The organism is Exiguobacterium sp. QJM3NY_9 (assembly GCF_056173545.1).
This window is the reverse complement of sequence record NZ_CM149679.1, coordinates 1,307,433-1,332,720: the sequence shown is the minus strand read 5'-3', so window position 1 is coordinate 1,332,720 and position 25,288 is coordinate 1,307,433. Positions and strand designations below refer to the sequence as shown.

The following is a 25,288-nucleotide window of genomic DNA, read 5'->3' as shown; positions in this document are numbered from 1 at the left end:
CAGACTGGCGATGATATCCGGAAGACTCAGCCCCTTTCCGTCGCTTTGAGCGATTGCAGGAGTGCTGCGACTTCTGCGTCGTCGGGGACGTTCGATGTGAGGGCTGCTTTCTGTTCTGCTTCGTAGGCTTGTTGTTTTTCTTTCTCTTTCGCAAGCCAGTCCGGCGCTTTCATACCGGATGATCCCTGCCGCCGATTACCACCACGTGTGCGCTGTCGTTCCCGGAACTCGTTCGTTTGGTGATGCGCTTGCTCGACGGTCTTGATGCCGGCTTGTGCCCACGTCTTTAGGATCCCTGTGACATAGCTGTACTTCCGGACGTTTGAGAGTGTCGCCGTCTCGATAGCGAACTGCACCAGTTCGACGCCGTAACTCTCGACGTCATCCAAAATCTTTTCGATCGTGAACGGTGGTGCGAGCGGTTCGATGTTCGCTTTGTAAAAGGCGATGAGTTTCGTCAGTGGATCCTGTTCCGCGCCCGCGTCTACTACTACTTCTTTTAGTAACTTTGGTTCTTTAGTACCTTCAATACTTATTAGTGGCGGGTTTTCCAGATCTGGTTTTTCCACTTTTGGTTTTTCCGTATCTGGTTTTTCCATATCTGGTGGAACCACTTTCGGATTTTCCGCATCTGGTTCTCCTTGCCCCTCATCAGCAGGTGGTTCGTCCCGTTCCGGTTCCTCAGGTGGCGGATCGAACGTCGGGAGTTCATAGACGACAAACTCCCACGACTTGAACTTGCCTTTCTCCCGGACAGCCACTCGCTTGATGTATCCGGCGTCCGTCAGTTCCTTGATGGCCGATCGCGTACTTTCCTTTCCGTCCTTTGATCGTTTGACGAGATCCGCCTCCTGGACCTTCCAGTTGTCCGGCAACCCCATCAGATAGCTATGCAGCCCCTTCGCCTTCCAACTTAGTTCTCTGTTGTTTAATGTCGTCTTATCGATGACGACATAGTTGTCTTCTTTCTTGATGCGTATGATGGACATGCAATTCACCCCAATGCTTTCTGTGACACATTACGTGTTCGTTCATTTGCTTCCGTGATACGAGTGGATGCTGCATGAATCGCATGCATCACACTCCATGCTGGCGTTCCCTCAGGTATCGCATCCGGGAAGAGTTCGTCCAGTTTTTCGACGAAGTAGCGGATCGTTTCCGCTTCCTCCTTGATGACTTCGTGCGGATCTTCTGCACGTTTTCGATTCACTTGTATGATGTTCATGGTTTTCCTCCTGTCCGGAGCGTGATACACTTGAGTTCCTAGGCAAAAGTGGTCATCGCTCTCATGAGTGGTGGCTTTTTTCTTTGTCCGCCTGTTCTCGCTCCAATTCGCGTTCTTCCCGACCTTCAAGGATGAAGACGGATACGACGACGAACAGTGAGACGATCCAAACTATTCCCAGCATGACGAATGCTTCCGGTGACATATGCTCACCTCCTTCCCTTGCGGATCTTCCGCTCATCCCACCACCAACCACCGAAAGCGATGGTACAAGCGGTCAAAGCGACACCGTAAATCAGGTATGGCGACATGGTAGCAATTGCGGATCCATGCGGACGAGATGCATGGCAAACGTATCTTCCGTGAGATGCAGGATGTGCTTTCGGTTGACCGCATCGATGACAAAGATTGAATCTTCCTCGACCATACGTTTGAAGTGGACCATGGCGTCTTGTTCCGCCTCTTCGACCATTTCGCGCGTCACATCGACGAGGATACTTGAGATGACGTCCTCGACATTGATCAACGGTTGGAGCGTCGGATTTTCGTGGAAGCGATCCACGAGTGTATTGGCTAAGGTATCGAGATTGATATAGAGCGGCATGTGATTCATCCTTCCTTACGAGTAGTGGATTTCCAAATTTCCCCGCGCCCCCACGCATCGAGGTCGACCGTGTTGTACAGCTTGAGCTTCGAGTTGAGCGGCGTATGGTATGGGATTCCGTCACGAATCGTATATTTATCGAGCGTCACGGCATCGATGCCGAGGTACATGGCAGCCGCCTGACGTTGAAGCCACCGCGGTTTTTGTTCCATCAGTTTTTGGATGGCGCGATCAGCACTCGCTTCCATTAAGTCTTCCAGTTGCATCTTCGACAACGTGACGATTTCAATCGGGTTCATGGCTAATCTCCTTTCAAACGAGCGCTGGACGCCAGTGTGTGACGTATGAGAGTGCTTCATCGAATTGGTTCTGTCGGATGTCCCGGTAGGAGGCGACAGCGAAGGCACGCTTGATGTCGCTACCAAAGCGTCCGTACAACTTTCCTTTCGTGTCGTATAAATCAGATGGTTGCATATCGAACTCTTGCCACAACTGCTCTGCCCGCTTCTTCTTGGCGCGTTCGATGGCCAACTGTTGTCCATAATCGAGTGTCATCCGTAAATCAATCTTTTCCGTGAGTGTCGTGATGGCCGCTTCTGTTTTTCCTTGGCTTTCAAGCAGCTGAGCGGTCGCGGTAAACAATTCGGCAAACGGGATACCTTTTGGCACTTCATACGATCCAGTACTGCGAATCGATGGAAGCACATCTTCCATCACCCAGTTCTCAAAAGCTTGAGCAGCGGGTAATTTTGAATTGGTGACAAGACGGTAGACATCCGGTTCGCGGATAACAATCATGTCCTGTGTTCCGCCATTTGTAAGGACGGGATGTTTCGTCCCACCCTTGCAGTGACGACTAACTGCCTTATGCGGCTCTTTGTATCCAAGTGCTTTGGCAATATCAGATGCAACAAATAGCGGAATCTTTTCACTTTGAATCATTCGAATTTCGTTCCCTTTAAAAACTTTTGTAAGTTGGTTCATTTGAGGCGCTCCTTTATGATTTTCAGTTTTAGAAATCGGGTATTACTAAATAACGCTTATTTATTGCTATTTTAGCAAGTTATCTATAAAAAAATTTCCGATTGGCTGATCATACAATTTAGCCAAGAAAAACAATTCTTCGATGGAGAACTTATATATCCCGTTCTCACGTTTCGAAAGCATCGATTCGCTCTTAAATCCAAGCTTTTCAGAAACTTCTCGAAGCATCATCTTTTTCTCTTCTCTTGCTTTTTTCAATAGAGAAGGATCAATCCTGGGTTGCTCTGAAATTGTCATCATCGTCGCTCCTTTCTGTTTTAGCATGTTTACAGGTTAATCATAATTGCTATTTTAGCAATTGTAAAGTGTTATTTTATTTCTTTTTTAGAAATTTTATTTTTTCTGTTTTAGAAAAAGTATAAACTTTAAGGTGGGGATGATATGGAGTTGACGATGATGATGGAAAAAAGATTCCGGAGTGAGCGACTTAGAGAATGTAGAATCAAGCGTGGAATGCAACAAGATGAAATGGCGCGACTATTGAAAACGAATACGAGTACGATGTCACGTATCGAGAATGGCAAAAAGCAACCCGATACGGAAATGCTGATTATGATGGCAGAACTATTCAATGTTTCCGCTGACTATTTATTAGGACTCGTTGAAGATCCACACTCGACCCATGATGAGTATTTGAAAGAAGCGCTAAAAAAATATCAGTTTATTGGTTCATTTTTTAACGAAGAGAAACTAAAAGAACTTCCCCAAGAACGTTTAGAAAATGTAGTCAAATATATGAATGAGCAGTATAAACTGGCCGAAATAGAAAAGAAGTAAACCCAGCATCAAAATGATGACTGGGTTTCATTTTTGTGTAGTGTTAAATTAAGTAGTTCTTCGATATCTTCATTTGGGAAAACTAGATATCTGTTTTGCTCCTCGTTCCACATTGCCGTGACTTCTGTCCGGATACCATGCATCACCAATGTCATCTCTTTGATCTGTCCTTCTGCCAAGCTGACCATCCTCTCATTGCGAACTTATGTTCTTATTAGTGATTACAGTATGCCCTATGCGAATTTTATTTTCAAGTATTCCCCTTATTTTTACAATATGATTTTTTCGACAAATAGTGACAAATCATAATTTTTTTCATCTGCTGTTTTTCACAAATTATATTTAGAATGGTACAGAAAAATGTCGAAAGAAAAAAAGGATGATTTCTCATCCTTTCCTTTTTCACCTCATATCTGGATGCAATGTAACAGAGCTCGCCAGTCGTTCTACATCCTTCTTCAAAATAAAACCATCAGTAGTTTGCGCGTTTTTTATATCTTTCAACGCTTCTTGATCATAAACATACTTTACTAACATCATCCCTGAGTTATCATCGAAGAAGAGCGCAAGTTGATCAATTTTTTTATCCTTGTCTAGTGACCCTTTGAGTATTGAAGCGGCTAAATGCTGAGCTTGGCTGTGAATTTGTTTCGGCGTTCCCATATCTGTTGTGACTCGTAAGTTAATAGTATGATGCGATGGATCGATCGCGGATTCATTTTTCTCAATCTTTGACGTTTTAAAAATGTAGTTGTTTCCTAACTTTTTATACAGGCTTTTTATACCATCTTGCTTAGACTTCTTTGTTTCAGATAGTTGCCCAGAATCCGGTACCCGCCTTTCTTTTTCCACTTCGATTTTCGACTTCGTTTCGGAAGCAGGCTTCGCCACCGCTTCATCGTCATTTCCTACGAACAAACCGATCACGAAGAATAGCATGAATGCATACACGCTGACCGCAATCGCGGACTTCCAGATGGACCCGCTGCGGAAGCCGACGATCCGTTGAATCGCCTTTCTCTTCTTGACTGTTACCTGTTTACGCTTCTGAACTTCCGCGCATATGGCATCCCCATCATCCGTCCGCGAAATCGTAAACACGCTGTGTTCCTCTTTCTCATCACTGTAATAGAAAGCCTTCATGAACAATTTATCCATGTAAAGCCGCTGCGGAAACTCCGACCACGATACTTTTTGGATGAGAACGAACGAATTGTCCTTTTCCTCGACGAACCGGAGCCCGTCCGCTTCCTGTACGACGAATCGATTGATGCCAATCTTTTTGTGGCCAAAGCGTCCACTTGCAACATTCAAACCAGGGTACTGTTTCTTCAGCCGCTGAATCGAAGTTTCCTGTTTCTGATCCTCGCCTTTCGCATTGTTGTCCATTCCAATCATCCTCTCCCTTTCAATCTTCTCTCTTTTATATTCGGTAAAAAAGTTAAATAGTTTCATATTTTTACTTTATTGTCTATTATTACTTATTTTATATGGGAATTACTTCTATTAATTGTATAATTAAATAAAATAAAAGGAGGACTGAAGTCAATGCTCATCAAAGATGTCAAAAAAACGCTTAAAGCTTCTCACCCTAAGGGTTATGTCACAAGTGGTCAATATCAGAGCAATTCTTATAGTGCCCCCTATTATGTCGTCGCAACTGAACAAGAAGGTCTTTACTTCTACGTCAATCAGCGCGATCAATTGGAAATGACACTTCATTTACCTTGGGCAGACGTCCCTGAAATGTTGTATCTCCGGAAGGACAAGAAAGACAAAACCTATCGAACGAAAGAAGAACTTCTCCTGACGATTTTTGTTGGTGATGCCGAAGGTAAGATGGTGGCCGAGCTGATCGAGCGTCGTCGAAAGCTTCTACCTTGGGCAAAATTCCCCTGGTATCGCAAAATTCCGGGCTATCGTAGCCAAGTCGCTTGGAAGATGGTCCTCGCTTCGATGTTCTACTTCTTCTTCCTCGGTATGTTTTTTGCGACCGCTCTAGAAGGAGAAGATGAGACCGAAAAAGTAGTGAAGCAACCCATTGTTCAAACGGAAGCTGAGGAAGAGCCAGCTAAGAAGAAAACGGAGTCTGATGCCGAGAAGAAGAAAAAGGCTGAAGAACTGGCAGCTGCTAAAAAGGCGAAGGCTGCTGAAGACAAAAAGAAAGCTGAGCAAGAGAAGAAAAAGAAAGCTGAGCAAGAGAAGAAAAAAAAGCTCGCACTGGAAAAGAAAAAAGCTGAGGAAAAACGTGAAGCGCAGAGAAAGGCAAAGATTGCAGCACAAGAAAAAGCGAAGAAAGAAGCCGCTGCAAAGTTAGCCGCTCAACAAGCTGAAGAAGAGGCAGCTGTCGCGCTTCCTGTCAGCTTCGACAACTGTGACGATCTTCGAACAGAATATCCAAACGGTGTTCCAAGTAGCCATCCTGCTTATGAAGCAAAAATGGATCGTGATAAAGATAATTTTGCTTGTGAACGCAACTAAAAAAATACTCTTTAGAAATTTTCTAAAGAGTATTTTTTTAGTTTGTTATTCACTTTCAAAACGTTCATGACAAGCTTCACATAATTCCATTTCACTTAACTCATTTGTAAATTCTTCACATCGAATACAATTTTCAATATCTGCTTCTTGCACGTGGCCACATGTTATACATCTTCCGAAATCATAAAATTCATCATGGATAGATACGGTTTGTCCATTACAATTTTCGCAATGAAATTCCCCCACAACTTTTGGTCCACCATCTAATAATTCTGCCCTCAACCATTTTTCAAGTTCTTCTAACTTATTCGGAAAATAACTTTCTACTAGTTCTTCTATCTTATTGATAACAGAGTCAATATCTATCCCACTATATTCTTCATAAGTTTCTGGCATATAACAACTTTGTTCATCATTATAAACATACTCTCCATTTACAAATGAAAAAAGGTAGCTGTCTATTTCATCGGCAGAATCCTCCTCGTCGTCAATTAAATAAATACATATACTTGATTCACTTAGACCACCTGGTGAATCATCAATTGAATATTGATCAACAAAAATTTCAATAGTGTAAACATCAGATAATTTACTATTTATAGCTAAGACACCATTTTTACTAGAAACTATAAGAGAAGTCCAATTGATAGTTTCAATATCAGACCTAAAGTATAGTGAGTCATTGATTTGGTAAACCATTGTCGATACATCTTTATCAAAAATCTCTTGAATAGTATCATCACTATATATTTCAACGCCAGCTTCTGCTTTAGCATGTTCAATCTCGTTATCTGTATATAATCGAGATAATTTTTCTTGCTCCTCAGAAGACTTATCTGTCTGTGTAAATTTATGATCCGCTTCTGCAATCGCCCTCCCAACTTCCTCTATGTTTTTTACCATTGTTCGATATGCAGCCAAGTCTATTAGCTTATTGTGAGCTATATGGTTTCTATTTTTACTGAATTCACTCCAAATAATTTTAAAATCTTCAGTAAAATAATTACTGAAAACATCATCCCATAAATCAACTTTTACTTTAAACTGTTCTTTAAGTAGTTTCTCACGGACTCTTCTCATGTCTGATTCTTCACTAGATTTTATCCATCCTTCAATTTGCGAGTCATAAAATGGTTGCCAGATTTGCTGTTTATAAACCATAATATCTTTTAAATGATTAGTGTCTATAGATAGTAATTTTGTATCCACGTTTTTATACAGCGGAGCTATTCTTCTATAAGCATCCGCTCTTTCTTTCGAAGTTTGGGAAACTTTACTCGCTACATAACTCTCCCACCATTTGATGCCTTTTCTTCTCATCATTAATAAATTTATAAAAGTTCTTAATTTATTCTCAACTCTGTATGTATTTGCATATAACTTTTCTGCAAAAGTCTGTGATTGACTATCTTCTAACCAAATACATTCATTCCAGTCTCCCCTAAATAACGATTTCAAGTTTTCTTTTAAAGAATATACAGTTTTAAAAGCCACAGAATCGATATTTGAATCTATTTCGTCGTAATGTATTTCAATATGCATCTCTTTTTTATCATTAAACGTCGATATACTAACTCTTCCAATACAAATTGGTTCAGTTTTTTTTTTAGTAATGACATCAAAATTTTCAAAAATATAAAACTGATACACTTCTTCTTCTTCTTCTTCTTCCAATTCGAAATTATAATCAAGTTCCTTAAATAAATTCAATACTGATTTGTATATAATTACATTATTTATCTCTTTTTTAGAGTCGATAAATGCGAAGTTAATCATAGACAATACTCCTTTTATGATTTAATTATTAATTAATCTGTTTTAAACTTTTAAAAATAAATTTACATCAGAGTATTTTTGATTTTAAATAATGTTGAATAACTTTTGTCTTAGTCCTGATAGAATTGTAGATTTTCATCATATAGAGAAATCTTTTGCTCTTTTGAACTTAATTCCTTATTCTTTAGTTTCTTTGGTGTGTGATGATCAAAGATGTTCCCTCAACCCAAGATTACCTATCATTAATATTAAGATCACGAAAATTATAAATATGTTTCTTCTATATAATTTGAATACACTTGTAAGATAACATATACAAAACTTTGAGCAAGTTGTTTATTAATTTTGAAGAGATTCATCAAAACACCATAATCTTGTAAATTAATGTAAAACCCTTGATAATCATATTGTTTTATTTTATATAAGTAAACAAAAATAAGTACTATTGATTGATTTTTTAAAGTTTCAAATTTGGTAGGATGGTATATAAGAATTGTTAATCGTCCAACAAGAAAGGGTGACGTCATAACGAATGTGAAAAGGAACACTTACTACTAGTAAATGAGAAGACTAAATCAGTTTTGGATTCACAGACGAGGAATCCTAATTATGGAATACATCGCCAATTCCACATCTGCACTCGCTTTGGCATTCTGTGCATTCTCTACCTTTAGTCTTCTTACTTTCTTTATTTAGACATAAAATCTCTAAACGAAATGTGCTCAGAGATATCATTTCTCCGCTATAATCTTTGTTAACGATTATTTTCTTTGTTGAATTATGGTAAATCACACTAATTTAAAAAGCATTGAATATCTATAGAAACGGGTATCATTAAAGCACCCTCTCCGGTGCTTTTTCGACAGCAAAAAATAGAACATACGTTCTTCAAAAGGGGAATTAGCATCATGAAAATTTATAAACAACCGAATGGCCGATGGAAGGTCCGTATTAATTTAGGCTTCGACGAGACGGGGAAGCGGATCCAGCTCTCTTATTCGTCTGAACGCAAGAAAGAGGTCGAGTTTTGGGTGGCAGATCAACTCCGGAAACGACGTGATGGGTCGATTCGAAAGGTGATCAACACACGGCGTATGGACGATATGTTCGTCGTCTGGCTGGAGGAGCATGTCCGATTGAGTAAAGCGAAGACCACCTACTATTCGTACCAGAACATCATCAAAGGAATCCCACTTTGGTTCAAGAGATTGCAATCAAAAGAAGTCACGCCGGCACACGCCCAGCGGTTACTGGTCGAATGGGACAAGAAAGGATTGAAGGCTTCGACAATCAATTCCCGTCGTGCCATCATGGTCGGTCTGTTTTCTTGGGCAAAACGAATGGGTTTCACGGATCATGTGCTGAATCCCTTCTCTCAGGTCGCAAAACTCAAGGAAGGCGTCAAGGATATGGCTACTTTGTCCGCTTCCCAGTTATCGGAATACCTTAGGGTCGCTAAAAGTGTTATGACGACCGGGAACTACGCTGCCGTCATGTTGATTTCGTATACCGGCATGCGGGCCCGGGAGACGACAGCCCTCCGCTGGTCGGACATTGACTTCGAGCGCAAGCGCATCATGGTCATTCGGACGGCGATCGAAACGACCGGTGGTTATTCTTTCGCCCAGACCAAAGGTAAGAAAGTCCGCGTCATCACCATCCCGGACATCGTCATCGAAGAATTGGTCCGCATCCAACGCGAACAGAAGTATGATCAAGTCCGCCTCGGATGGCGCAATACGGAAAATCTCGTCTGTACTGGTGTGACGGGTGCGTACTTGTGGCATTCCGGACTTCGCAGACGTCATCATTTGACGCTGGCGTCGGCTGAACTTCCGGCGGTCACCTTGCATGGTCTGCGGCATACGCACGCCACGTTACTGCTAGAGGTCGGGACGCACGCAAAGGTCATTCAGGAACGGCTTGGTCATGCGGATGCCAAGACGACGATGGACACGTATGCCCATGTAATTCACACTTTGCAGGAAAACACGGCTTCCCAGTTCGCGGCTTTACTGGACGACAAAAAAGCCGCTCAACAGAGCGGCTCGTGAACATTTGGCGGAAAAAATTAAAAAGTGGGAACTGAGTGGGAACTGGCGCCCACCCTACCCTCGAAAATCGCTTAAGACTGCGGTTTTTTCCGACGTAGACCATAATACTGATAAAACTGAACTTCAATATTCCCGTTATACAGCTTACGGCGTTTCGTCGCCGGGCGGCCGAACGCTTTTTCGAACTCGACGTATGACGTGATCATATAGACACTGTAATACGGGAATTCCTTAAAGGCGTTACCGACTTTCCGGTACAACTGATGGACTTCACGTGCGTCCTCGAGACGTTCGCCGTACGGCGGGTTGCCGATGATGACACCAAAGTCTTCCTTCGGCTTGAAGTCGGCCGCGTCCCGTTGCATGACGTTGATCGCGTCCCGGACGTCCGCGAGCTCAGCGTTTTGTTTCGCGAGCTTGACCATCTCGGGATCGGTATCGTTGGCATAGATTTTGAGCGGCTTGTCCCACTCGGCTTTTTCGTTTGCTTCCTTGATTGCGTCGAACCAGGCTTTTTTCGGAATCGCTGCCCATTCCTGCGAGACGAACTCACGGTTGATCCCGGGTGCTATATTGCGTCCGATCATCGCCGCTTCGATTGCCAGTGTTCCGGAACCCGTAAAGACGTCGTAGAGCGGCATGTCCGGCTTCCAGTTCGTCAGCATCAGCATCGCCGCTGCCATCGTCTCTTTCAGCGGTGCCGCGGAGTGAAACTCACGGTAGCCGCGTTTATGGAGGGCGTCGCCTGACGTATCGATCGTCAGCGTCGCGATGTCTTTTAAGAGCGCGACTTCAATCGGGAAGCTCGCTCCTGTTTTCGGCAGCCATTCGTCGCCTTTGTTGTACGCTTCCTGCATGTGCGAGACGATCGCTTTTTCCGTGATTTTCTGACAGTCACGGATTGAGAACAACTTCGATTTGACCGAGCGGCCGTTGACGACGTAGTTCGCTTCCCACGGGAGCAGTTCGCTCCACGGGAGGTCTTTGACTTGATCAAATAATTTTTCGAACGACGTCGCCTTAAATTCCGCGACGACCAGTTTGACTCGGTCTGCCGTCCGGAGCCACAAGTTCAAACGTGGAATGTCTTCCATCTCACAGTCGATGTAAACTTTTCCGTCTTCGACCGTACACTCATATCCTAAATCGCGGACTTCTTTTGCGACCAATGCCTCGATGCCCATCGCTGCCGTCGCGATGACTAAACGTTTTGCCATGATTGTTCACGCTCCTACCTGTTTTTAAGATTTCCAAAATCATTTCAATAAAAAAAGAGCCCAGTTGGACCTGGACTCTCGTTCAAAGTAAAAATAACAGCCTATGTGGTCCTGTAAGCCATGTTCTGTTCCCTAGTGTTGCAAACGGTTTGACCCTCACACGTGGGCGACAATCATCTATCTCCGTATTTACATACGCTCTCCTTCGCGTTCAGTTCCGCTCCGGAAATTCCCCTACCAAATTTGGGTTTCTCGCTCGTGGGGTTTACCTCGTTCCACCCTTACTGTTTCCAGTAAGGCTCCGTCACTGTGGCACTTTCAAGAAGTTTCGGCCGTATCCGAAGACTTAGGCGTTCCTTCTGCCGTCAGCACGACGCTGCCTACACTTATCTTTTCGTGTAGCACGATCACTACAACCATCGCAGGTTGTGCGAGCATGGACTTTCCTCAAAGCACCGAAGTGCCCCGCAATTGTCCGAACCAACATAGTCACTGCTTAACAGTGTAGCGTACTCCCCTGTTTCCCGCAAGGTTTATTTTCAAAAAGGACAATCGAAAAAGTTGCGTTTTCACGTGATTTCGCGGTATAGTACAATGGTTCAGAAGGGGGCATGTACTATGAAAAAACGACGCTCTGGTACGAACCAGCGTACCGTCCGGAAGCTGACGTTCTTGATCGAAATCGATGAAATCAAGGCGCTGCATCTCCGCAACGGCATCTTTGCCTTTTATCGTAAAGGAGAACTCATCCATGCGTTCGAGCCATTTAACGTCAAACAACCGGATGCGTTATCAAAACGAAGCTATCATTTCGACCAACACGATATTCTTTTGATGAACGAACGATTCCCGCAACAAATTCCACTCTATGATGAAGCGATGACATTACGCTCATGGGCGGAACAGGTTGAATTCGGTTTGTATCAACTAATTGATTCGGGACGCCTCTCGTTTGTCCATGAGGATGATACCGGGTATAAAATGGAAGCTAAAATCGAGTGGACAGGTGAGACGCTCACCGTGCCGACTCCCGTTTATAAAAAAGGAAAAGACCCAAAGCAAGATCTTTGAGTCCTTTCTTCGAGCCAGTTCCTCACATGAGGAATTGGCTTTTTTTATTTGATTATTTGACCGTCAGGACACGTTCGACCGTTCGTGTGTGGCGGCCGGCAGATGTCGTGAAGACGAGTTTATACGTCCCTTTGTCCTTTAGCTTGTAGGAAAACTTATACAAACCATTCAGTAATTTTTTATCGGTAAACGTTTTAACTACAGTGCCATTTTTATATAAACGCGTTCTGGTTTTTGCATTTGAATATTCATTAAAATAAAAAGAAAATGTTTGATTGGGCTTCACGACAGACGGTATTGAAATTTTTGAAATAGGAGCAGGGATTTTTGCCAAAATACCTGCATTCAACCGGCCATTCCCGTAATGAAGTGACGTATCCCCTGATTTTTTGGTTGCCGCTGCATAAAGTTTGTTCCGAAGTGCATTATTTGAAACAAATGGATTTTTTGATTTTGCGAGCGCTATGACGCCACTGACGATCGGCGTTGCCATCGATGTCCCGTCAAGGTAGCCATATTTATTCCCGACGATTGTCGAGTAGACGCCTTCCCCCGGTGCCATGATGTTCAGTCCACGTCCGTAGTTCGAGAACGATGACGCTCGACCAAGCGCCCCAACCGATCCAACTGATATTACAGAGGTCATTGATGCCGGGAAAAGTAATTTATTGCGTCCATCGTTTCCAGCTGCACCAACAACAATAATATTTTTCGCTTCTGCTTTTTTCAGCGCTGCTTCCATATATGGATCGAATTCGTATTGACCGAGCGACAGATTGATGACGTCTGCGCCTTGCGCGATTGCGTACAAAATCCCGTCACCGATATCAATCGAACTTGCGAAATCGCCGTCAAACACATCCGCGCCAATCAACTTGACGCCGGAAGCGACACCGACGATGCCTTTTCCGTCTTCTGCAGCTGCGACGATTCCGGCGACATGCGTTCCGTGGTCATCCGGTTTACGGATTCCGGAAATCGTCGTCGTCTTATAGATGACGTTCTTGAATTCCGAGTGTTTCGTATCGATCGCGTCATCGATGATCGCGACGCGGATATCTGATTTCCCATGACTGTACTTCCAGTAAGTAGGGACTCTAGATTGATCAAGATATGTTTGTTGCAGTTGTGCGGAATCAACGGCCTTTTCGACCTCTGTTACTGGAATTAAATCTGTCTCAATTTCATCCTCATCGAGGTGTGCGAGTGGCTCGACGAGCGAAAATCCGTCCTGTTTCAGCGGACGTACTTCTTTTAAGCCTTGGTCTTTTAACCAGGTTTGTTTTTGTTGGTCAGTGAACGTCGGATCGTACTGGACATATTGGGAACTAGCGAGTGCCGTCGTCGGCAGACCGACCGCAAGCGCGACAGTGAGTGATACAAGTTGCTTTTTCATATGGACCCTGCCCTTCTATTAGTACACGACGATTCGATTGATTTGCTGATTCAACGGACTTAAAAAGGAACAGTGCCACCTGATTCTTCGCTGACTTCAAATGAAGTGATTTTCCCAATCGTGACATACGCATAGTACCGTGCCAGGACGGCGCGCCAACGCGCGGCGTCAATCCCCGTCAAGTCTTCTCCGAGCGGAGAACCGTCAAATGTCTCAAACTGCTGACAAAAAAACGCTTCTTCGTCCTCGTTCCAAATCACAGACTCGCCAATGAAACCCGTTGAAAATCTGACGAAATCCGCAATCGAGGGACCGATTACTTCTGCCGGGAGGCGTTCACTCATTCTCCCGACCAGTTCATAGCGGTCGCGCTGAGCTTGATCCGCGTCTTCTAACGTCTGACAAAGTAATACTTCGCGATTGATTTCAACTAGAACGATGTAGTCACCGCTCGGTACATTGACGTGTATCATCACTACACCCCTTGGATTAAATTCGTGTAGTTTCTTGATGTGACTTGCTGTTCACTGCCTTATAATGTCCATTTTCGATCAAACATCAATTCAATCGGTTCGTTGTTCTTAGACTTTAACACATGGACGCGCGTCGTATCAATTTGATCAAGTAAATCAGACTTTTGGAGCGAGCGGATTTCAGTCGCTTCCGACTCGGCGATGCGCGCCCGGTGTGGCTCAAGCAACGCTTGTTGCTGACTTGCGAGGGCATACCAGGCAAGCCGCGCAAACGGCTCGTCTTTCGCCGTCTCAAGAGCGTAACTTTCAAAAATGTCCGGCAAGTAGCTGCTGAATTGATCGAGCGCATCAATACGTTCCGCTAAATCGAGGACCGTCAACCAGCTCGGTAACGATAACAACGATTCACTTGACCACCAGTCGATTAAATCGACGTGCTCTTTAAAGAGTTGTTGTGCTTCCGTCCGGTCGATGAAGTGGTGCATCGTTTGAATCAATTCATTCCAGGCGACCGTCCAATATTCTTCCGACGGGTTCGCCGAGATGAAGAATTGACGATATACCGTCAACAGCTCCGATACGTCACGGAGCGTTTCGACTTCCAGCCGCTGGTTGAGTCGACTGACTGCTTTCGTGAAATAACTTGGTTCTAATGTTAGCGCCATATAAAGTAATTTCGGAACATCTTTCAAATCTCCTTGATCGACAGTCTCAAATAATTCTTGAATCCACTCTGGTTGTTCGTTCCTCATAATAAATTCTCCTCTACATAGTAAATTTATTTACTATACCCGAAAAGAAATAAATGTAATCCTCTTCTTTAAAAAGCACCAATCCGTTTAGCTGTCTCTTCTCCACATAACACAATCAACAATGAGCCGGGCGGAATCGTTTCGTCGAGCCGCCGGTTCAGGTCAAGTCGCTTTCCGTCGGACAAAATCGTCACGCCTTCTTCGAGCATCGCATGGAACGCTTCACGGTACGTCGTCCACTCCGGCCGTACCGGAATCGAGAACATTCCGTCCCCGTGTTTCGTCAATAAGTTCGTCACGACTTTCGTCACGCCCGGGTGATGGGAGGCGAGAATCGCCATCCGGGAAATCGTTTCGTCCCCGAGAATGACTTCGTCGACCTTGATTTGTTCAAAGCTGTCGAGATGTTCTTCAAGCATCATCTCGACGATTGTATAAATATCTGGATTCGCGCGTTCGATACTCGAAGCAATCAGCAGCGTCCGGCCGTCCGCCAGCGCCGGTGGCATTGAATGATCGGCGAGGACGATTGCACGCGCCGCCTGTTTAACGTTCGCCCGTTGTAACGTCGAGGCGAGTGCCGGGTCCCCGTTGACATAGTGGAACCGTTCGTGACTGAATGGTTCCCGCTCCAAATCATCGACGAGGATGACATCCGTCGTCTCGAGCAGTTCCTCGATGACATGTTTCGACCGGCGGCTGTAGCCGAAGACGATCGTATGGCCTGACTCTTTCACTTGCAACAACCCTCTCTCTTTTTGATCGCGGATCACTTGGACTCCGTCGACGAGCTTCGAAATTAAACTCCCGACGATCCCAATCCCGAAAATGAATACAAAAATCGTCATCATCCGCCCGAAATCCGTATTCGGGAAGAAATCACCGTATCCGACCGTGACGACGGTCGTCATCGTCCAGTAGACGGCACGGAAATACGAGCCGAACGTCTCCGGTTCGACGAGATACATCAGCAAGGCGACGCCGAACACAAAGAAAAACGACGCATAGCCTAACGTCCGCATCTTTAAAAAGGACATCTTTCGTAAAAATCGAAACCAAATCATCCTTTTTTTCACTTCCTTTCGAACAATATCTCTTCGCACCCTGTTAATAGGGGCGAAGGAGGTGATACACATGACACAAGCGGAAGAAATCAAAACGAGTCTCGTCGTCGTCTTCGAACGAGCGGATAAAGTTTCACCGAACGGAGATGCCCTCATCGCCCGTCGTCGCTTCAACGGACTCCGTCCAGACTTAGCTCCTGAAGCTGTCGCTGCAATCGGTCAAGCCATCGGCGCAATGATTACAGGAACATACACACACAGTGAAATCAGTCGTGACTACGCCCTACTCAACGCCTAATCTTAAAGGAGGATTCTCATGGAACATACCATTTTATTGACGTTCGACACATCGACGAACAAACCGTTTCGCCTTCGGTTATCCGGTGCGAAAGCAGACACGACGGTCGCTGAGGTCAAAGCACTCGGCAACTTGATGGTCGCACACGATCCGTTTTATAACGGCATCATCAAACTGCGTGAAGCCGAACTGCAAAACAGCTCGGAATCCGCCTACGTCCTCTAACACGCACCAGTTGTCATCATCACCGATTGAGGTGATGATGACTTTTTTTTGGTATACTAGTGTTATCAACCAGCTGGAAAGGAAGTCAATTTATGGCCAAACGCCCTCTTACCCCTCGCGAATGCGAACTCGTCGTCTGTAGTCTCTATGTAATGGAACTGATTCCATTCGAAGGAATTATGGAACGACTCGAGTCGATCACGCTCCGAGACATCATCGGACCGGTCGCGACCGGTGACGCGACCCGTCAACAAGCAGCGGAGTCGCTTGATCAATACATCAAGGTGCGGCGCCGCCGTTTCCGTAACGTCCCTCCGGAACACTTATGGTCGCTCGACGACCGGATGGAGCAGGAAGCATTACGGATGATCCGTAAACGCTCCCCCCTCTCTGCCGGAGAGAAGCTCCAACCGAAAGCAATCCCGTTCGAGATGGGTGACACCGTCGAGATGAAGGTCACGGAGATTCAGGAACGCAACAGTAAAGTGACCGTCATCGGGAAAGTCGGACAAGTCACGGCAAAACTTCCCGTCGCGAACCGCCAAGCGCTCAAAGGCAGTAAAACGATAGCAGCTTGGGTGACGGGCATCGAGAAAAAACCGGCCTTGATCCACTTGTCGACTTCCGACTACGGAAAACACCAACCGTCGGCTGAAGTCCTCGCGGCATATGTGACGGCCATCCGGGGCTTACGTCAGTTTTTCGAAACGAACGAGCTGCCTTCGACAGAAGAAGTCGATTTAGCGAAGTCCCTGTTCCAACGGATGATCCGCCGCGATCAAAATGACTGGTTCACGGTCTATGTCGCAATGGGCCGTCCCCAACTCGACCATGTCCGCCGCTGGGTCAAGGTCATCCAAATGCTCGGCAAGTCATTGCGTGGCGACGAAGATGCGACACGCCAACTGGCTTCACAGGAAGATCGCTTCTTCAAGGACGCGTTACTCCGTGCCTGCCGCTCCGTCGAGAAGAATCTCGATTCGCGTACGTAACCTCTTTCGACTCTCACGCATGAAATACCTATTAAATGAAACCGATTTTCCGAAACAAAAAAATGCCGCTACCGTCGAACACTTACTTCGAGGTAGCGGCATTTTGAAATTAAGTGATGTCGAGCGTCGACTCGAGGGCCCGACACGTTCTGCGGATCGTCGGTAAAAAGTCCGTACGTTTCGCGACGCCGCCTTTAATATGAACATGATGAATCCCTTTTGTCCGTTGAATCGCCGTCAGGACCGTGACGAGTTCGACGAACCAATTCGAAATCAGTTCTACGACCTGCTCATCAAAAGCAGCCGCTCCATACACATCATACCCGTTCTCGCAGAGATGGTTCGGGAATTGTTGCTTAAACCGAAAAATTAACGTCTCCGTCGTCGGAATCGACCATTGCTGAAAGAGGATGCGTCGCTCATGATCCATCGACGTTTCAATCACCCCGTCCGTCTTTAACTTTGGCTGACTACCGATGTTCAAAATCCAACTCGTTTTCTTTCGTTCGCCAGTGGAAGTGATCGTTCGCATGGTTTCGTCCATCTCCTTTGATGTGTAAGCGTTTACTCTCTTATTCTACAAGCCGATTGACCTTTCGTGCAAGTGACAAACTAATGAAACTGAACGATGCCTTCGTCTGACGTTTAGTCTAACAAACTTTTCCGCTGTTGACGATGTCAGTAATTAACAACATTCCCCGCGTCTTGCTTTTTTTAACCGCCTGGACGCAAATCGGCAAAAAATGATCGAATCCTTCGACACTATCCGTCCCGTAAAGAAATAGCTACTAGCTCCATTAAAAATGTGATACCATTCAGTGGAATCATCGAAAGAGGAGAGAACATTATGCGAAAGTTTTTACGAGTTAGCATCTTGTTCGTACTGTTCGTCCTCATCGCCGGCAGCTTCGTCTACTGGCAGAATCGGGAACGTGTCCAAAATGAATTGTATCGTACCTATTACGGGCAATACGGCGTCCCTGCCGAGAACATCGACATCTACGAACAAGCCGGTGACCGTTATGAAATCGATTGGAAGCTGTTAGCAGCAATCCATCGGGTCGAGACGATTTTTTCGAACTCCTCCGCGATGCAGTCGTCTGTCGGCGCCATCGGTCCATTCCAATTCATGCCGAAAACATGGGTCGGTTGGGGATATGAAGGTGGTACGTCGCTTGGTGACATCGAGCACGACGGGATTGATTTGACGGATCCGGAAGCAATTGAAAAGTATGGCGGTCTTGGGGTCGATGCTGACCAGGACGGCAAAGCCGATCCGACGAACCTGACGGATAGCGCCCATACGGCAGCGAAGTACCTCAACCAGCATGACGTCACGAAAACATCTGAACGCCAGACGCTTGAGTCCGCACTGTTTGAATACAATCGCAGTGAACAATATGTCGTCGACGTCCTCGCACAATACGATAATTACCAACAGCAAGTCGAGACGATTGATGCGAACGACCTCGACTTCAAACAAAAGACACTCGACCTACTTCTTCGCGTCAGCTCACGTTTACTCAATTAAAGGAGGCACCACCATGACACAACCCGATCTTTCATCACTTCAGATCGAGGAATCGTCGATCCGCGTCAAGACGACATTTGATGCAGACAAGACGAAACGTTATTTGCGAAGCTACATCTTTGACGACATCGAGGAAGGAACGCACGTCGCCGCGATGATTTATACACCGCGGACGACGGACGCCTTCTTGTCCGGGACGACGACACAACGGGCGTATAACTTGATGAAGAAACACGTCAGTGCTCCCGTCAAACAATACGATATCATCAGCTTGATGCCTGATTTACTCGTCAGTGAAGATTTACCGTTCGCTCAGGCGAGCTATGACGAAATCAACTACCAGTTCGTCGAACAGACGTTACAGCAAGTCCGCGCCAAAAATGGTGTTGTCTTATGCGGATGGGGCTCCCCCGGTCGCTTGATGCACCACTTGCCTGCATTCGAAGATTTATTCAACGAATATGCCGACATATTATACTGCTCCGGCATCACGTCTAAAGGCGAACCGAACCACTTGCGTCTGACCGTCGACGACAGTCCGATGATTACGTATCGTGAGATGCAACAAAAAGCGAAAAAACTGCGGCGTAAATAATGCGTCAACAAAAAGGTGTTCTTCCCGGTTCTTACACACGGGAGAACACCTTTTTTTAGGACGATTAAAGCATTTACGTCTAGATGCTGTCTTGTCTCATCGGTAAAGCGGTTCGAATCACTTTTCGACTTCTACTTCCAGAATAGCTTCGATTTCTGCTTCGACTTCTTTATTCACCATCTGCGAACGTTTTTTTCTCAATTCAAGATCCATTTCTTGATCGATGAACTGGTTCGTATGCTTATCAAAACAGCTGTAACAAACCGCATGAAAGTCTTTTTCATCTGTCTTCAACGCTTTAAATTCCCACGTTTCCAGTTCCAGATAACTGACTTGGTTATTCGTTTCTTTTCCACATATTTCGCACGTCATGTTCATTCCGCTCCCCTTTTCAGACATCTTGCTTACTTTTTCCTAATTGGCGTTCTTTGATTCGTTTTAGACGTCCATGATATTTCATGATGTTCGCCTGAGATTGTTTGGCTTCTTCACTCGTCGGTTCCAAGTTCTCGATATCCCAGTATTTCACGACGACATCTAATACTTGGTCGAAGTATTGGAGTGGTCCGTAATTCGTATCGACGGCGATGGTTTTCATACGCTCGGTAAAGTCCGGCATGACGGCACCCGGCATCGAGAAGTTAATGATGACATCTTCAAAGAACACGATGAAGTTCGGATCGAGCTCAAGGTGCGCTTTCACCGTGTCGCGATAGAACGCATAGTGAAGGGCTTCGTCTTTCGCCAAACGGCGAAGCAGCGTCGCCAAGTCTTTGTCATGCGCCCCTGCCACTCTCGCGACGTTGTTATAGAAAACGAGTGTCGCAAGCTCTTGCAGTGAAGTGTAGGCCATTGTCGCTAAAGGATTCGTAAAGTCCGGGAACCAACCACTTTCAACGACGCGTCTTCTTAATTGATGCAACCGGGTCGGATTGACGTTTCGTGTCACGAGTAAATACGTTTCGAGTAAGCTCGAATGCTGATCTTCCTCCGCCGTCCACGTACGGACGAAATCATTGATGACCTCCATCGAATTTTTAAAGGTGTAATCCAAATGCGACGTGTACCAAGGTAAATTCACTTCTGTCAGCAAGGCCGTTTCGACAGCGACGATGACACCTTCCGGAAGCGTGACTTGACTTTCCTCCCAAGGAACCCGTTTAAATGACATCGCCTTGTCCCAAGGAATGAATTCGTGATAGCTCCAGTCGATATGTGCAGAGCGTTCCTTATGTAATCGATATAATTCTTGAATGCGCGGTTCTAAACGAATATCTAAATCTGAATTTAACATGATCATGTCTCCTTTAAGATGTTTTTTTAACCTTAACCCATTTAAATGTATTTAACCATTATAATGATTTAAGTCAAACTTATTTATGGCTATAACATTTTAAAGAGCAGGTCGTATTAGCTACTATAGCCATTATAAAGTGAGACACCACCCCAACCAAGACAAAAAAAAAGCCTGTATGCACGGATTTCGAAAAATCCATACATACAGGCTTATGACTCACTTGAGAAAAATCGCTAAAATGATTTGAATACTTTTCACCCCGCCGTTGATTTTCACGTCAGTACAGCATCAATTCAAGTAAACAGTCGACGAGATCCTTCTCAAGATCCAGTGCCTGGAGCTGATGCATCAAGTTGATCGGCTCAAGACGCTGCGTCAACAGACGATAAAGACGATCCTTCAAGTCATAGCCGATTTCCGCCTGATCGAGGAACTCATACAAACGTTCCATCCGGTTATCGTTCGTTGACATTTCGACTTGGAGCGATAACGTGACCGTTTCCGTCACTTCACCGAGCGACACCGTCAACGATTGTTTTTTCGGGTCATATTCGCCCGGTAATGTTTCCCCGTCACGGACGACATACCCTTCGTTGACACCACGTAAAATCACGGTGATGACCCGTTTTTCAGGCAACAGTTCTTGTTTCCCGATTGGTGCCGCGATCGTCATCGTCCGGGCGACCCAGTCGAGTTCAAATGATGTCTCGACGTTTTCCCCGTCCCGGTGGGCGACACCGACACTGTCATCCTCAAACAGCGTGAATTGGTTCGAGGCGCCAGGGAATACGTGGACATCAAGGTGTTCCGGATTATGCAAGGCGTTCGAGTGCTCGACGTGTCGACCGAGTGGAATGATCGCGCCTGCTTTCGCGAGAACCGCCTGTTCGTCAAGCTTTCGGAACAGACGCATTTGTTTCCCGCCTGTATAACGGTGACCGGAGAAGAAATCGAACCATTCCCCGTCCGGCAACCACGCCGTCGTCGCCGCGACGTGTAATTTCTGATTCATCGGTTCGACGATCGGTGCGACCATCATTTCCGTTCCGAAATAATACTGGTTCGGGACGGCATAAGCAAGTTCGTCTTCCGGATGCTCATAATACATCGGTGAGACGAGCGGCAATCCGTCGAAATGATTGCGGGCATTCATCGTGTAGATATACGGCACGAGTTGATGACGCAACCGTAAATACCGTTTCATGACTTGTTCCGCCTCGACCGAATACCGCCACGGTTCCTTCCCGTTGAAGATGCTCATCGTACTGTGCAAACGCATGATCGGGCTGAAGACGCCATATTGGAGCCAGCGCGTCGACAACTCATCATCTTTTTCACCGCGCTGGTGTCCGCCGATATCGTGACTCCACCAGCCGTAGCCGATGTTCGACGCCGTCGCCGTGAAGTACGGCTGGAACTTGAGTGATGCCCAGGAGATGATCGTGTCACCGGAGAACCCGACCGGATAGCGGTGACTGCCGGGTCCTGCGTAGCGTGAGAAGATTAACGGACGATTGCCGTCACGGGCGATATCGAGCGCATGGTAATGATTAAGCATCCAGAGCGGGTCGAGCCCTTTAATCTTCGAGTTCGCTCCCTGTTGCCAGTCGATCCACCAAAAGTCGACGCCGTCCGCCTCATGCGGGTGATGCAGTTTCGTGAAGTAGTTTTCGATGAACGTCTTGTCGGAGAAGTCGAACGGAATCCGGTCTTCCGTATCCGGATCAAGTCCCATCGCGACAGCCATCGCTTCATAAGCCTCTTCAAACCCGCGAACACCGTCCGCCGGGTGCAGGTTGAGCGTCACCATCCGGTCATCATCCTTCAACCATTTCAGGAAGCCTCGCGGATCGGGGAACAAGTCGCGGTTCCACGTATAGCCGGTCCAACCGCTCCCGTATTTTTCCGGAATGTCGGTCACGTGCCAATCCATGTCGATGACGCTGACGGAAAACGGGACGTCTTCTTTTTTGAAACGTGTCATCAAGTCTTTGTATTCTTTTTCGTTATAGCGCCAGTAACGGCTCCACCAGTTCCCGAGAACTTGACGCGGCAACATCGGCGTCGGTCCTGTTAAATGATAGAAGTCCTTCAACGCTTGTTTATAGTCATGACCATAACCGAAGTAATAAATATCTTTTGCCCCGGCTTGACGCGGTTCGACGAAATGATCTTCTGTCAGGACGAACGAAGCCGAGTCGTCAATCGCCGCGTACCCTTGGCGGGAGATGATTCCTTCTTCAAGCGGAATCTCCCCGTCCGCATGGTCGAGTGTCCGCGCCGTCCCTTTGAGCGTCCGGAGCGGTCCGCCGAATGTATAGCGGCTGTAGTACGTACTGAAGTTCCCGAGCACGTCGACATATAACGTGTTCTCAGCGAACGGACCTTTCGTATAGTGGAGGTGCACATGTTCCGTGATGATTTGCAATTCCGTATCGTCTTCGACAATTCGGAATGACGGAACGGGAAAATCGCGGTTCCAGACCGTTTGCGTCGGCCGGTCCTCAAAGCGACCATCCTCCGCGTACTCCATCCGAATCATCCGACTCGTCAAAATCGTGAAGCGGTAATGATCACCTTGAATGATTGCTTCCGGTCGTGCCAGTGGTTTCATGTCTCGCGTATAGAAATGGGATTCGTCAATTGTTCGCATACGGGATCAGGACGAAATCGTCCTTTTCACTTCCTTCCAAAAAGTAAGTAGTGCAACCGATGTACACCCTAAGTGTATAAAACTGTTTGTTCCCGTTTCAAGTTCCAACTAATCCATTATTCAAAAAAAGTAGTCCCGCCAATGCATTATCGACGGGACTACGAACTCTGCTTTTTATAATAAGGGCGAAATCAGCCGCGAGAATGATTCGAACAGACGGAAACGAAGTGACCGCTTGACATAATCATTGGACGACAACTGAATCGAAACTTCGAAGTCATCGATGAAGTCCCGCTCAAGCTTCGATGCACTTTCCGTATCATAGAGAAACGCCATGATTTCGTAGTTGAGGACGAAACTGCGAATATCCATGTTCGCCGTCCCGACGACGCCGATTTTGCCATCAATCAACACGATTTTCGCATGGATGAAGTGACGGTTATACGTATAAATTTTCACTCCGTCTTTGAGCAATGGTCCGAAATAAGACCGTGTCCCGTAATACGACGTGAAGCTGTCCCCTCGTCCCGGCGTCAAAATCCGGACATCGAGTCCGGCCCGTGCCGCAAGCCGTAGCAATGTCATCGTTTCATTGTCCGGAATCAAATAGGGCGTCGCAATCCAAATCGAGCGCTGGGCAGAGATGATTGCTGCAATCAGGGCATTACGGATCGCCGGATCTTTTGACGTCGGTCCACTCGTGACGACTTGCACCGCCCCGTCCGTCTCAGCGTCATGTTTCGGGAAGTAGCGTGCTAATCCGTCCTCGCCACCGAACGTCTCCCATGTATCCGTCCCTTCAAGATGCGCATAAATCCAGTCATCCAAAAACGTCGCCTGCAGCTCCTTGACGGCACGCCCTTCGAGTCGAAGGTGCGTATCGCGCCAAAATCCAAATTTCTTGTTTTTACCATCGTATTCATCGCCGACGTTCAATCCACCGGTAAAGCCGACTTTGCCGTCGATGACGACGATTTTCCGGTGATTCCGGAAGTTTGCCGTGAAGATGAACAAGGGACTCGAAATCGGATCATACGCGGCGATTTTTGCTCCGGCGTCACGGAGCGGACGTAAAAACCCTTCCCCGAGCATATAACTGCCGAGCCCGTCGTACATGAAGCGGACTTCGACCCCGGCTTCTAGCCGTTCAATCAATGCTTCACGGATCGCCTTCCCCGTCTCATCGTTGCGGTAGATGTAATACTGGATATGGATGTGATGCTTCGCACTCCGGATCGCCTCAAGAATCGCCGGGAACGTCTCCGTTCCGTTCGTCAAAATTTTACTTGCCGTATGGACATCGACCCCACCGCCACCGAAGTTTCGAATCGTGTTGGCGAGCTTCAGGTGATTTGCCGGCAATTCACTGACGGCAAGCGAACGGACCGGCCGGGTCGCTTGTTTGAGTAACATCCGCTCATCATGCGATCGGCGGTTCCGACGACGGCGACGCGGGTTCCGACCGAACATCATCCAGATGATGACCCCGAGAATCGGTAAAAAGATTAAGACTAGAAACCAGGCAATCGTCGATTCTGCCGTCCGATTTTCGATGAAGATGATCATGATGACGGCGAGCGGCACGACGACCGCGGAAATCGTTAATACAAAATAGAGGTAATCCAATTGATACAATGTCCAAATGATACCTCCAGCGACTAAAAACACGAGCGCGAACTGTAAAACCCGATTGCGCACTTTGCTTCCCCCTCTATAGAAACATACTCTCTTATCGTCATTTCCCTGTTCCCTTTAAAAATATA

General features: G+C 46.3%; 29 protein-coding genes and 1 other RNA gene. 9 read left to right on the top strand and 21 right to left on the bottom strand.

What is annotated here, in order from left to right; translation table 11 throughout:
- Positions 1 to 26: 26 nt before the first annotated feature.
- From AC0VYQ_RS06635 to AC0VYQ_RS06605, 7 genes are all read right to left on the bottom strand, one after another.
- Positions 27 to 989, bottom strand: a complete 963-nt coding sequence (locus tag AC0VYQ_RS06635) for a DnaD domain protein (RefSeq protein WP_475404534.1) — start codon at positions 987 to 989, stop codon at positions 27 to 29.
- Between the two features lie 5 nt (positions 990 to 994).
- Positions 995 to 1,225, bottom strand: a complete 231-nt coding sequence (locus AC0VYQ_RS06630) for a hypothetical protein (protein ID WP_475404533.1) — start codon at positions 1,223 to 1,225, stop codon at positions 995 to 997.
- 61 nt (positions 1,226 to 1,286) lie between these two features.
- Entirely contained in the window at positions 1,287 to 1,430 is a 144-nt protein-coding gene (locus tag AC0VYQ_RS06625) for a hypothetical protein (RefSeq protein WP_475404532.1), read from the bottom strand.
- Positions 1,431 to 1,520: 90 nt separating this feature from the next.
- Positions 1,521 to 1,829 carry a hypothetical protein gene (locus AC0VYQ_RS06620; protein WP_475404531.1) on the bottom strand — a complete coding sequence of 103 codons (309 nt, stop codon included), beginning with the start codon at positions 1,827 to 1,829 and terminating at the stop codon, positions 1,521 to 1,523.
- Positions 1,830 to 1,834: 5 nt separating this feature from the next.
- A complete protein-coding gene (locus AC0VYQ_RS06615) occupies positions 1,835 to 2,128 on the bottom strand; it encodes a hypothetical protein (RefSeq protein ID WP_475404530.1) in 294 nt (97 codons plus the stop codon).
- A gap of 13 nt (positions 2,129 to 2,141) precedes the next feature.
- Entirely contained in the window at positions 2,142 to 2,813 is a 672-nt protein-coding gene (locus AC0VYQ_RS06610) for a BRO family protein (protein ID WP_475404529.1), read from the bottom strand.
- A gap of 66 nt (positions 2,814 to 2,879) precedes the next feature.
- A complete protein-coding gene (locus AC0VYQ_RS06605) occupies positions 2,880 to 3,110 on the bottom strand; it encodes a helix-turn-helix domain-containing protein (protein WP_475404528.1) in 231 nt (76 codons plus the stop codon).
- Between the two features lie 144 nt (positions 3,111 to 3,254).
- On the opposite strand from AC0VYQ_RS06605, the gene AC0VYQ_RS06600 reads away from it, so the two are divergent.
- The gene (locus AC0VYQ_RS06600; protein ID WP_475404527.1) at positions 3,255 to 3,650 is read left to right on the top strand and encodes a helix-turn-helix domain-containing protein; all 396 of its coding nucleotides are present in this window, start codon (positions 3,255 to 3,257) and stop codon (positions 3,648 to 3,650) included.
- 8 nt (positions 3,651 to 3,658) lie between these two features.
- Here the strand turns inward: AC0VYQ_RS06600 and AC0VYQ_RS06595 are convergent, their stop codons facing one another.
- Complete coding sequence (locus AC0VYQ_RS06595; protein WP_475404526.1) at positions 3,659 to 3,829, bottom strand: hypothetical protein; 171 nt, start codon at positions 3,827 to 3,829, stop codon at positions 3,659 to 3,661.
- A 223-nt stretch (positions 3,830 to 4,052) separates the two neighbouring features.
- Positions 4,053 to 5,039: a hypothetical protein gene (locus tag AC0VYQ_RS06590; protein ID WP_475404525.1), complete on the bottom strand. Its 987-nt coding sequence runs from the start codon at positions 5,037 to 5,039 to the stop codon at positions 4,053 to 4,055.
- Between the two features lie 159 nt (positions 5,040 to 5,198).
- Between AC0VYQ_RS06590 and AC0VYQ_RS06585 the strand changes: the two genes are divergently transcribed.
- A complete protein-coding gene (locus AC0VYQ_RS06585) occupies positions 5,199 to 6,131 on the top strand; it encodes an excalibur calcium-binding domain-containing protein (RefSeq protein WP_475404524.1) in 933 nt (310 codons plus the stop codon).
- 45 nt (positions 6,132 to 6,176) lie between these two features.
- Here AC0VYQ_RS06585 and AC0VYQ_RS06580 read toward each other — a convergent pair whose 3' ends face one another.
- Positions 6,177 to 7,907 carry a hypothetical protein gene (locus tag AC0VYQ_RS06580; RefSeq protein WP_475404523.1) on the bottom strand — a complete coding sequence of 577 codons (1,731 nt, stop codon included), beginning with the start codon at positions 7,905 to 7,907 and terminating at the stop codon, positions 6,177 to 6,179.
- A 908-nt stretch (positions 7,908 to 8,815) separates the two neighbouring features.
- Between AC0VYQ_RS06580 and AC0VYQ_RS06575 the strand changes: the two genes are divergently transcribed.
- Entirely contained in the window at positions 8,816 to 9,961 is a 1,146-nt protein-coding gene (locus AC0VYQ_RS06575; protein ID WP_475404522.1) for a tyrosine-type recombinase/integrase, read from the top strand.
- A 71-nt stretch (positions 9,962 to 10,032) separates the two neighbouring features.
- On the opposite strand, the gene AC0VYQ_RS06570 is transcribed toward AC0VYQ_RS06575, so the two are convergent.
- Together AC0VYQ_RS06570 and rnpB are read right to left on the bottom strand one after the other, a co-directional pair.
- On the bottom strand, positions 10,033 to 11,178 hold the full coding sequence (locus AC0VYQ_RS06570) for a THUMP domain-containing class I SAM-dependent RNA methyltransferase (protein WP_475404521.1): 1,146 nt from the start codon (positions 11,176 to 11,178) through the stop codon (positions 10,033 to 10,035).
- Positions 11,179 to 11,287: 109 nt separating this feature from the next.
- Positions 11,288 to 11,661: RNase P RNA component class B (gene rnpB, locus AC0VYQ_RS06565), an RNA gene on the bottom strand.
- Between the two features lie 135 nt (positions 11,662 to 11,796).
- Between rnpB and AC0VYQ_RS06560 the strand changes: the two genes are divergently transcribed.
- Positions 11,797 to 12,249 carry a hypothetical protein gene (locus AC0VYQ_RS06560; RefSeq protein ID WP_235195231.1) on the top strand — a complete coding sequence of 151 codons (453 nt, stop codon included), beginning with the start codon at positions 11,797 to 11,799 and terminating at the stop codon, positions 12,247 to 12,249.
- A gap of 52 nt (positions 12,250 to 12,301) precedes the next feature.
- On the opposite strand, the gene AC0VYQ_RS06555 is transcribed toward AC0VYQ_RS06560, so the two are convergent.
- From AC0VYQ_RS06555 to AC0VYQ_RS06540, 4 genes are all read right to left on the bottom strand, one after another.
- On the bottom strand, positions 12,302 to 13,645 hold the full coding sequence (locus AC0VYQ_RS06555; protein ID WP_475404520.1) for a S8 family peptidase: 1,344 nt from the start codon (positions 13,643 to 13,645) through the stop codon (positions 12,302 to 12,304).
- Positions 13,646 to 13,704: 59 nt separating this feature from the next.
- Positions 13,705 to 14,118, bottom strand: a complete 414-nt coding sequence (locus tag AC0VYQ_RS06550; RefSeq protein ID WP_088836881.1) for a hypothetical protein — start codon at positions 14,116 to 14,118, stop codon at positions 13,705 to 13,707.
- 59 nt (positions 14,119 to 14,177) lie between these two features.
- Complete coding sequence (locus AC0VYQ_RS06545; RefSeq protein WP_475404519.1) at positions 14,178 to 14,870, bottom strand: hypothetical protein; 693 nt, start codon at positions 14,868 to 14,870, stop codon at positions 14,178 to 14,180.
- A gap of 68 nt (positions 14,871 to 14,938) precedes the next feature.
- Positions 14,939 to 15,934, bottom strand: coding sequence for a potassium channel family protein (locus AC0VYQ_RS06540; RefSeq protein ID WP_236549986.1), 996 nt, complete (start codon positions 15,932 to 15,934; stop codon positions 14,939 to 14,941).
- A 70-nt stretch (positions 15,935 to 16,004) separates the two neighbouring features.
- On the opposite strand from AC0VYQ_RS06540, the gene AC0VYQ_RS06535 reads away from it, so the two are divergent.
- The 3 genes from AC0VYQ_RS06535 to AC0VYQ_RS06525 all read left to right on the top strand — a co-directional run bounded on the left by AC0VYQ_RS06535 (position 16,005) and on the right by AC0VYQ_RS06525 (position 17,449).
- On the top strand, positions 16,005 to 16,232 hold the full coding sequence (locus AC0VYQ_RS06535) for a DUF1659 domain-containing protein (RefSeq protein ID WP_029333476.1): 228 nt from the start codon (positions 16,005 to 16,007) through the stop codon (positions 16,230 to 16,232).
- 18 nt (positions 16,233 to 16,250) lie between these two features.
- On the top strand, positions 16,251 to 16,457 hold the full coding sequence (locus tag AC0VYQ_RS06530; protein ID WP_029333475.1) for a DUF2922 domain-containing protein: 207 nt from the start codon (positions 16,251 to 16,253) through the stop codon (positions 16,455 to 16,457).
- Between the two features lie 92 nt (positions 16,458 to 16,549).
- A complete protein-coding gene (locus AC0VYQ_RS06525) occupies positions 16,550 to 17,449 on the top strand; it encodes a hypothetical protein (RefSeq protein ID WP_159172632.1) in 900 nt (299 codons plus the stop codon).
- A gap of 109 nt (positions 17,450 to 17,558) precedes the next feature.
- Here the strand turns inward: AC0VYQ_RS06525 and AC0VYQ_RS06520 are convergent, their stop codons facing one another.
- Entirely contained in the window at positions 17,559 to 17,981 is a 423-nt protein-coding gene (locus tag AC0VYQ_RS06520; protein WP_088836877.1) for a hypothetical protein, read from the bottom strand.
- 315 nt (positions 17,982 to 18,296) lie between these two features.
- Here AC0VYQ_RS06520 and AC0VYQ_RS06515 point away from each other — a divergent pair, with 315 nt between their 5' ends.
- Together AC0VYQ_RS06515 and AC0VYQ_RS06510 are read left to right on the top strand one after the other, a co-directional pair.
- Positions 18,297 to 18,980, top strand: coding sequence for a lytic transglycosylase domain-containing protein (locus AC0VYQ_RS06515; RefSeq protein ID WP_475404518.1), 684 nt, complete (start codon positions 18,297 to 18,299; stop codon positions 18,978 to 18,980).
- Between the two features lie 13 nt (positions 18,981 to 18,993).
- Positions 18,994 to 19,575, top strand: coding sequence for a DUF1643 domain-containing protein (locus AC0VYQ_RS06510; RefSeq protein ID WP_029333471.1), 582 nt, complete (start codon positions 18,994 to 18,996; stop codon positions 19,573 to 19,575).
- Positions 19,576 to 19,692: 117 nt separating this feature from the next.
- Here AC0VYQ_RS06510 and AC0VYQ_RS06505 read toward each other — a convergent pair whose 3' ends face one another.
- The 4 genes from AC0VYQ_RS06505 to AC0VYQ_RS06490 form a co-directional block, all read right to left on the bottom strand.
- Complete coding sequence (locus AC0VYQ_RS06505) at positions 19,693 to 19,947, bottom strand: hypothetical protein (protein WP_251132427.1); 255 nt, start codon at positions 19,945 to 19,947, stop codon at positions 19,693 to 19,695.
- A 19-nt stretch (positions 19,948 to 19,966) separates the two neighbouring features.
- Positions 19,967 to 20,869: an acyl-ACP desaturase gene (locus tag AC0VYQ_RS06500; protein ID WP_088836876.1), complete on the bottom strand. Its 903-nt coding sequence runs from the start codon at positions 20,867 to 20,869 to the stop codon at positions 19,967 to 19,969.
- A 280-nt stretch (positions 20,870 to 21,149) separates the two neighbouring features.
- Positions 21,150 to 23,486 (bottom strand): glycoside hydrolase family 31 protein, encoded by a 2,337-nt coding sequence (locus AC0VYQ_RS06495; protein ID WP_235195229.1) that lies wholly within the window; start codon positions 23,484 to 23,486, stop codon positions 21,150 to 21,152.
- 213 nt (positions 23,487 to 23,699) lie between these two features.
- Complete coding sequence (locus tag AC0VYQ_RS06490) at positions 23,700 to 25,223, bottom strand: cardiolipin synthase (protein WP_475404517.1); 1,524 nt, start codon at positions 25,221 to 25,223, stop codon at positions 23,700 to 23,702.
- Between the last annotated feature and the right edge of the window lie 65 nt (positions 25,224 to 25,288).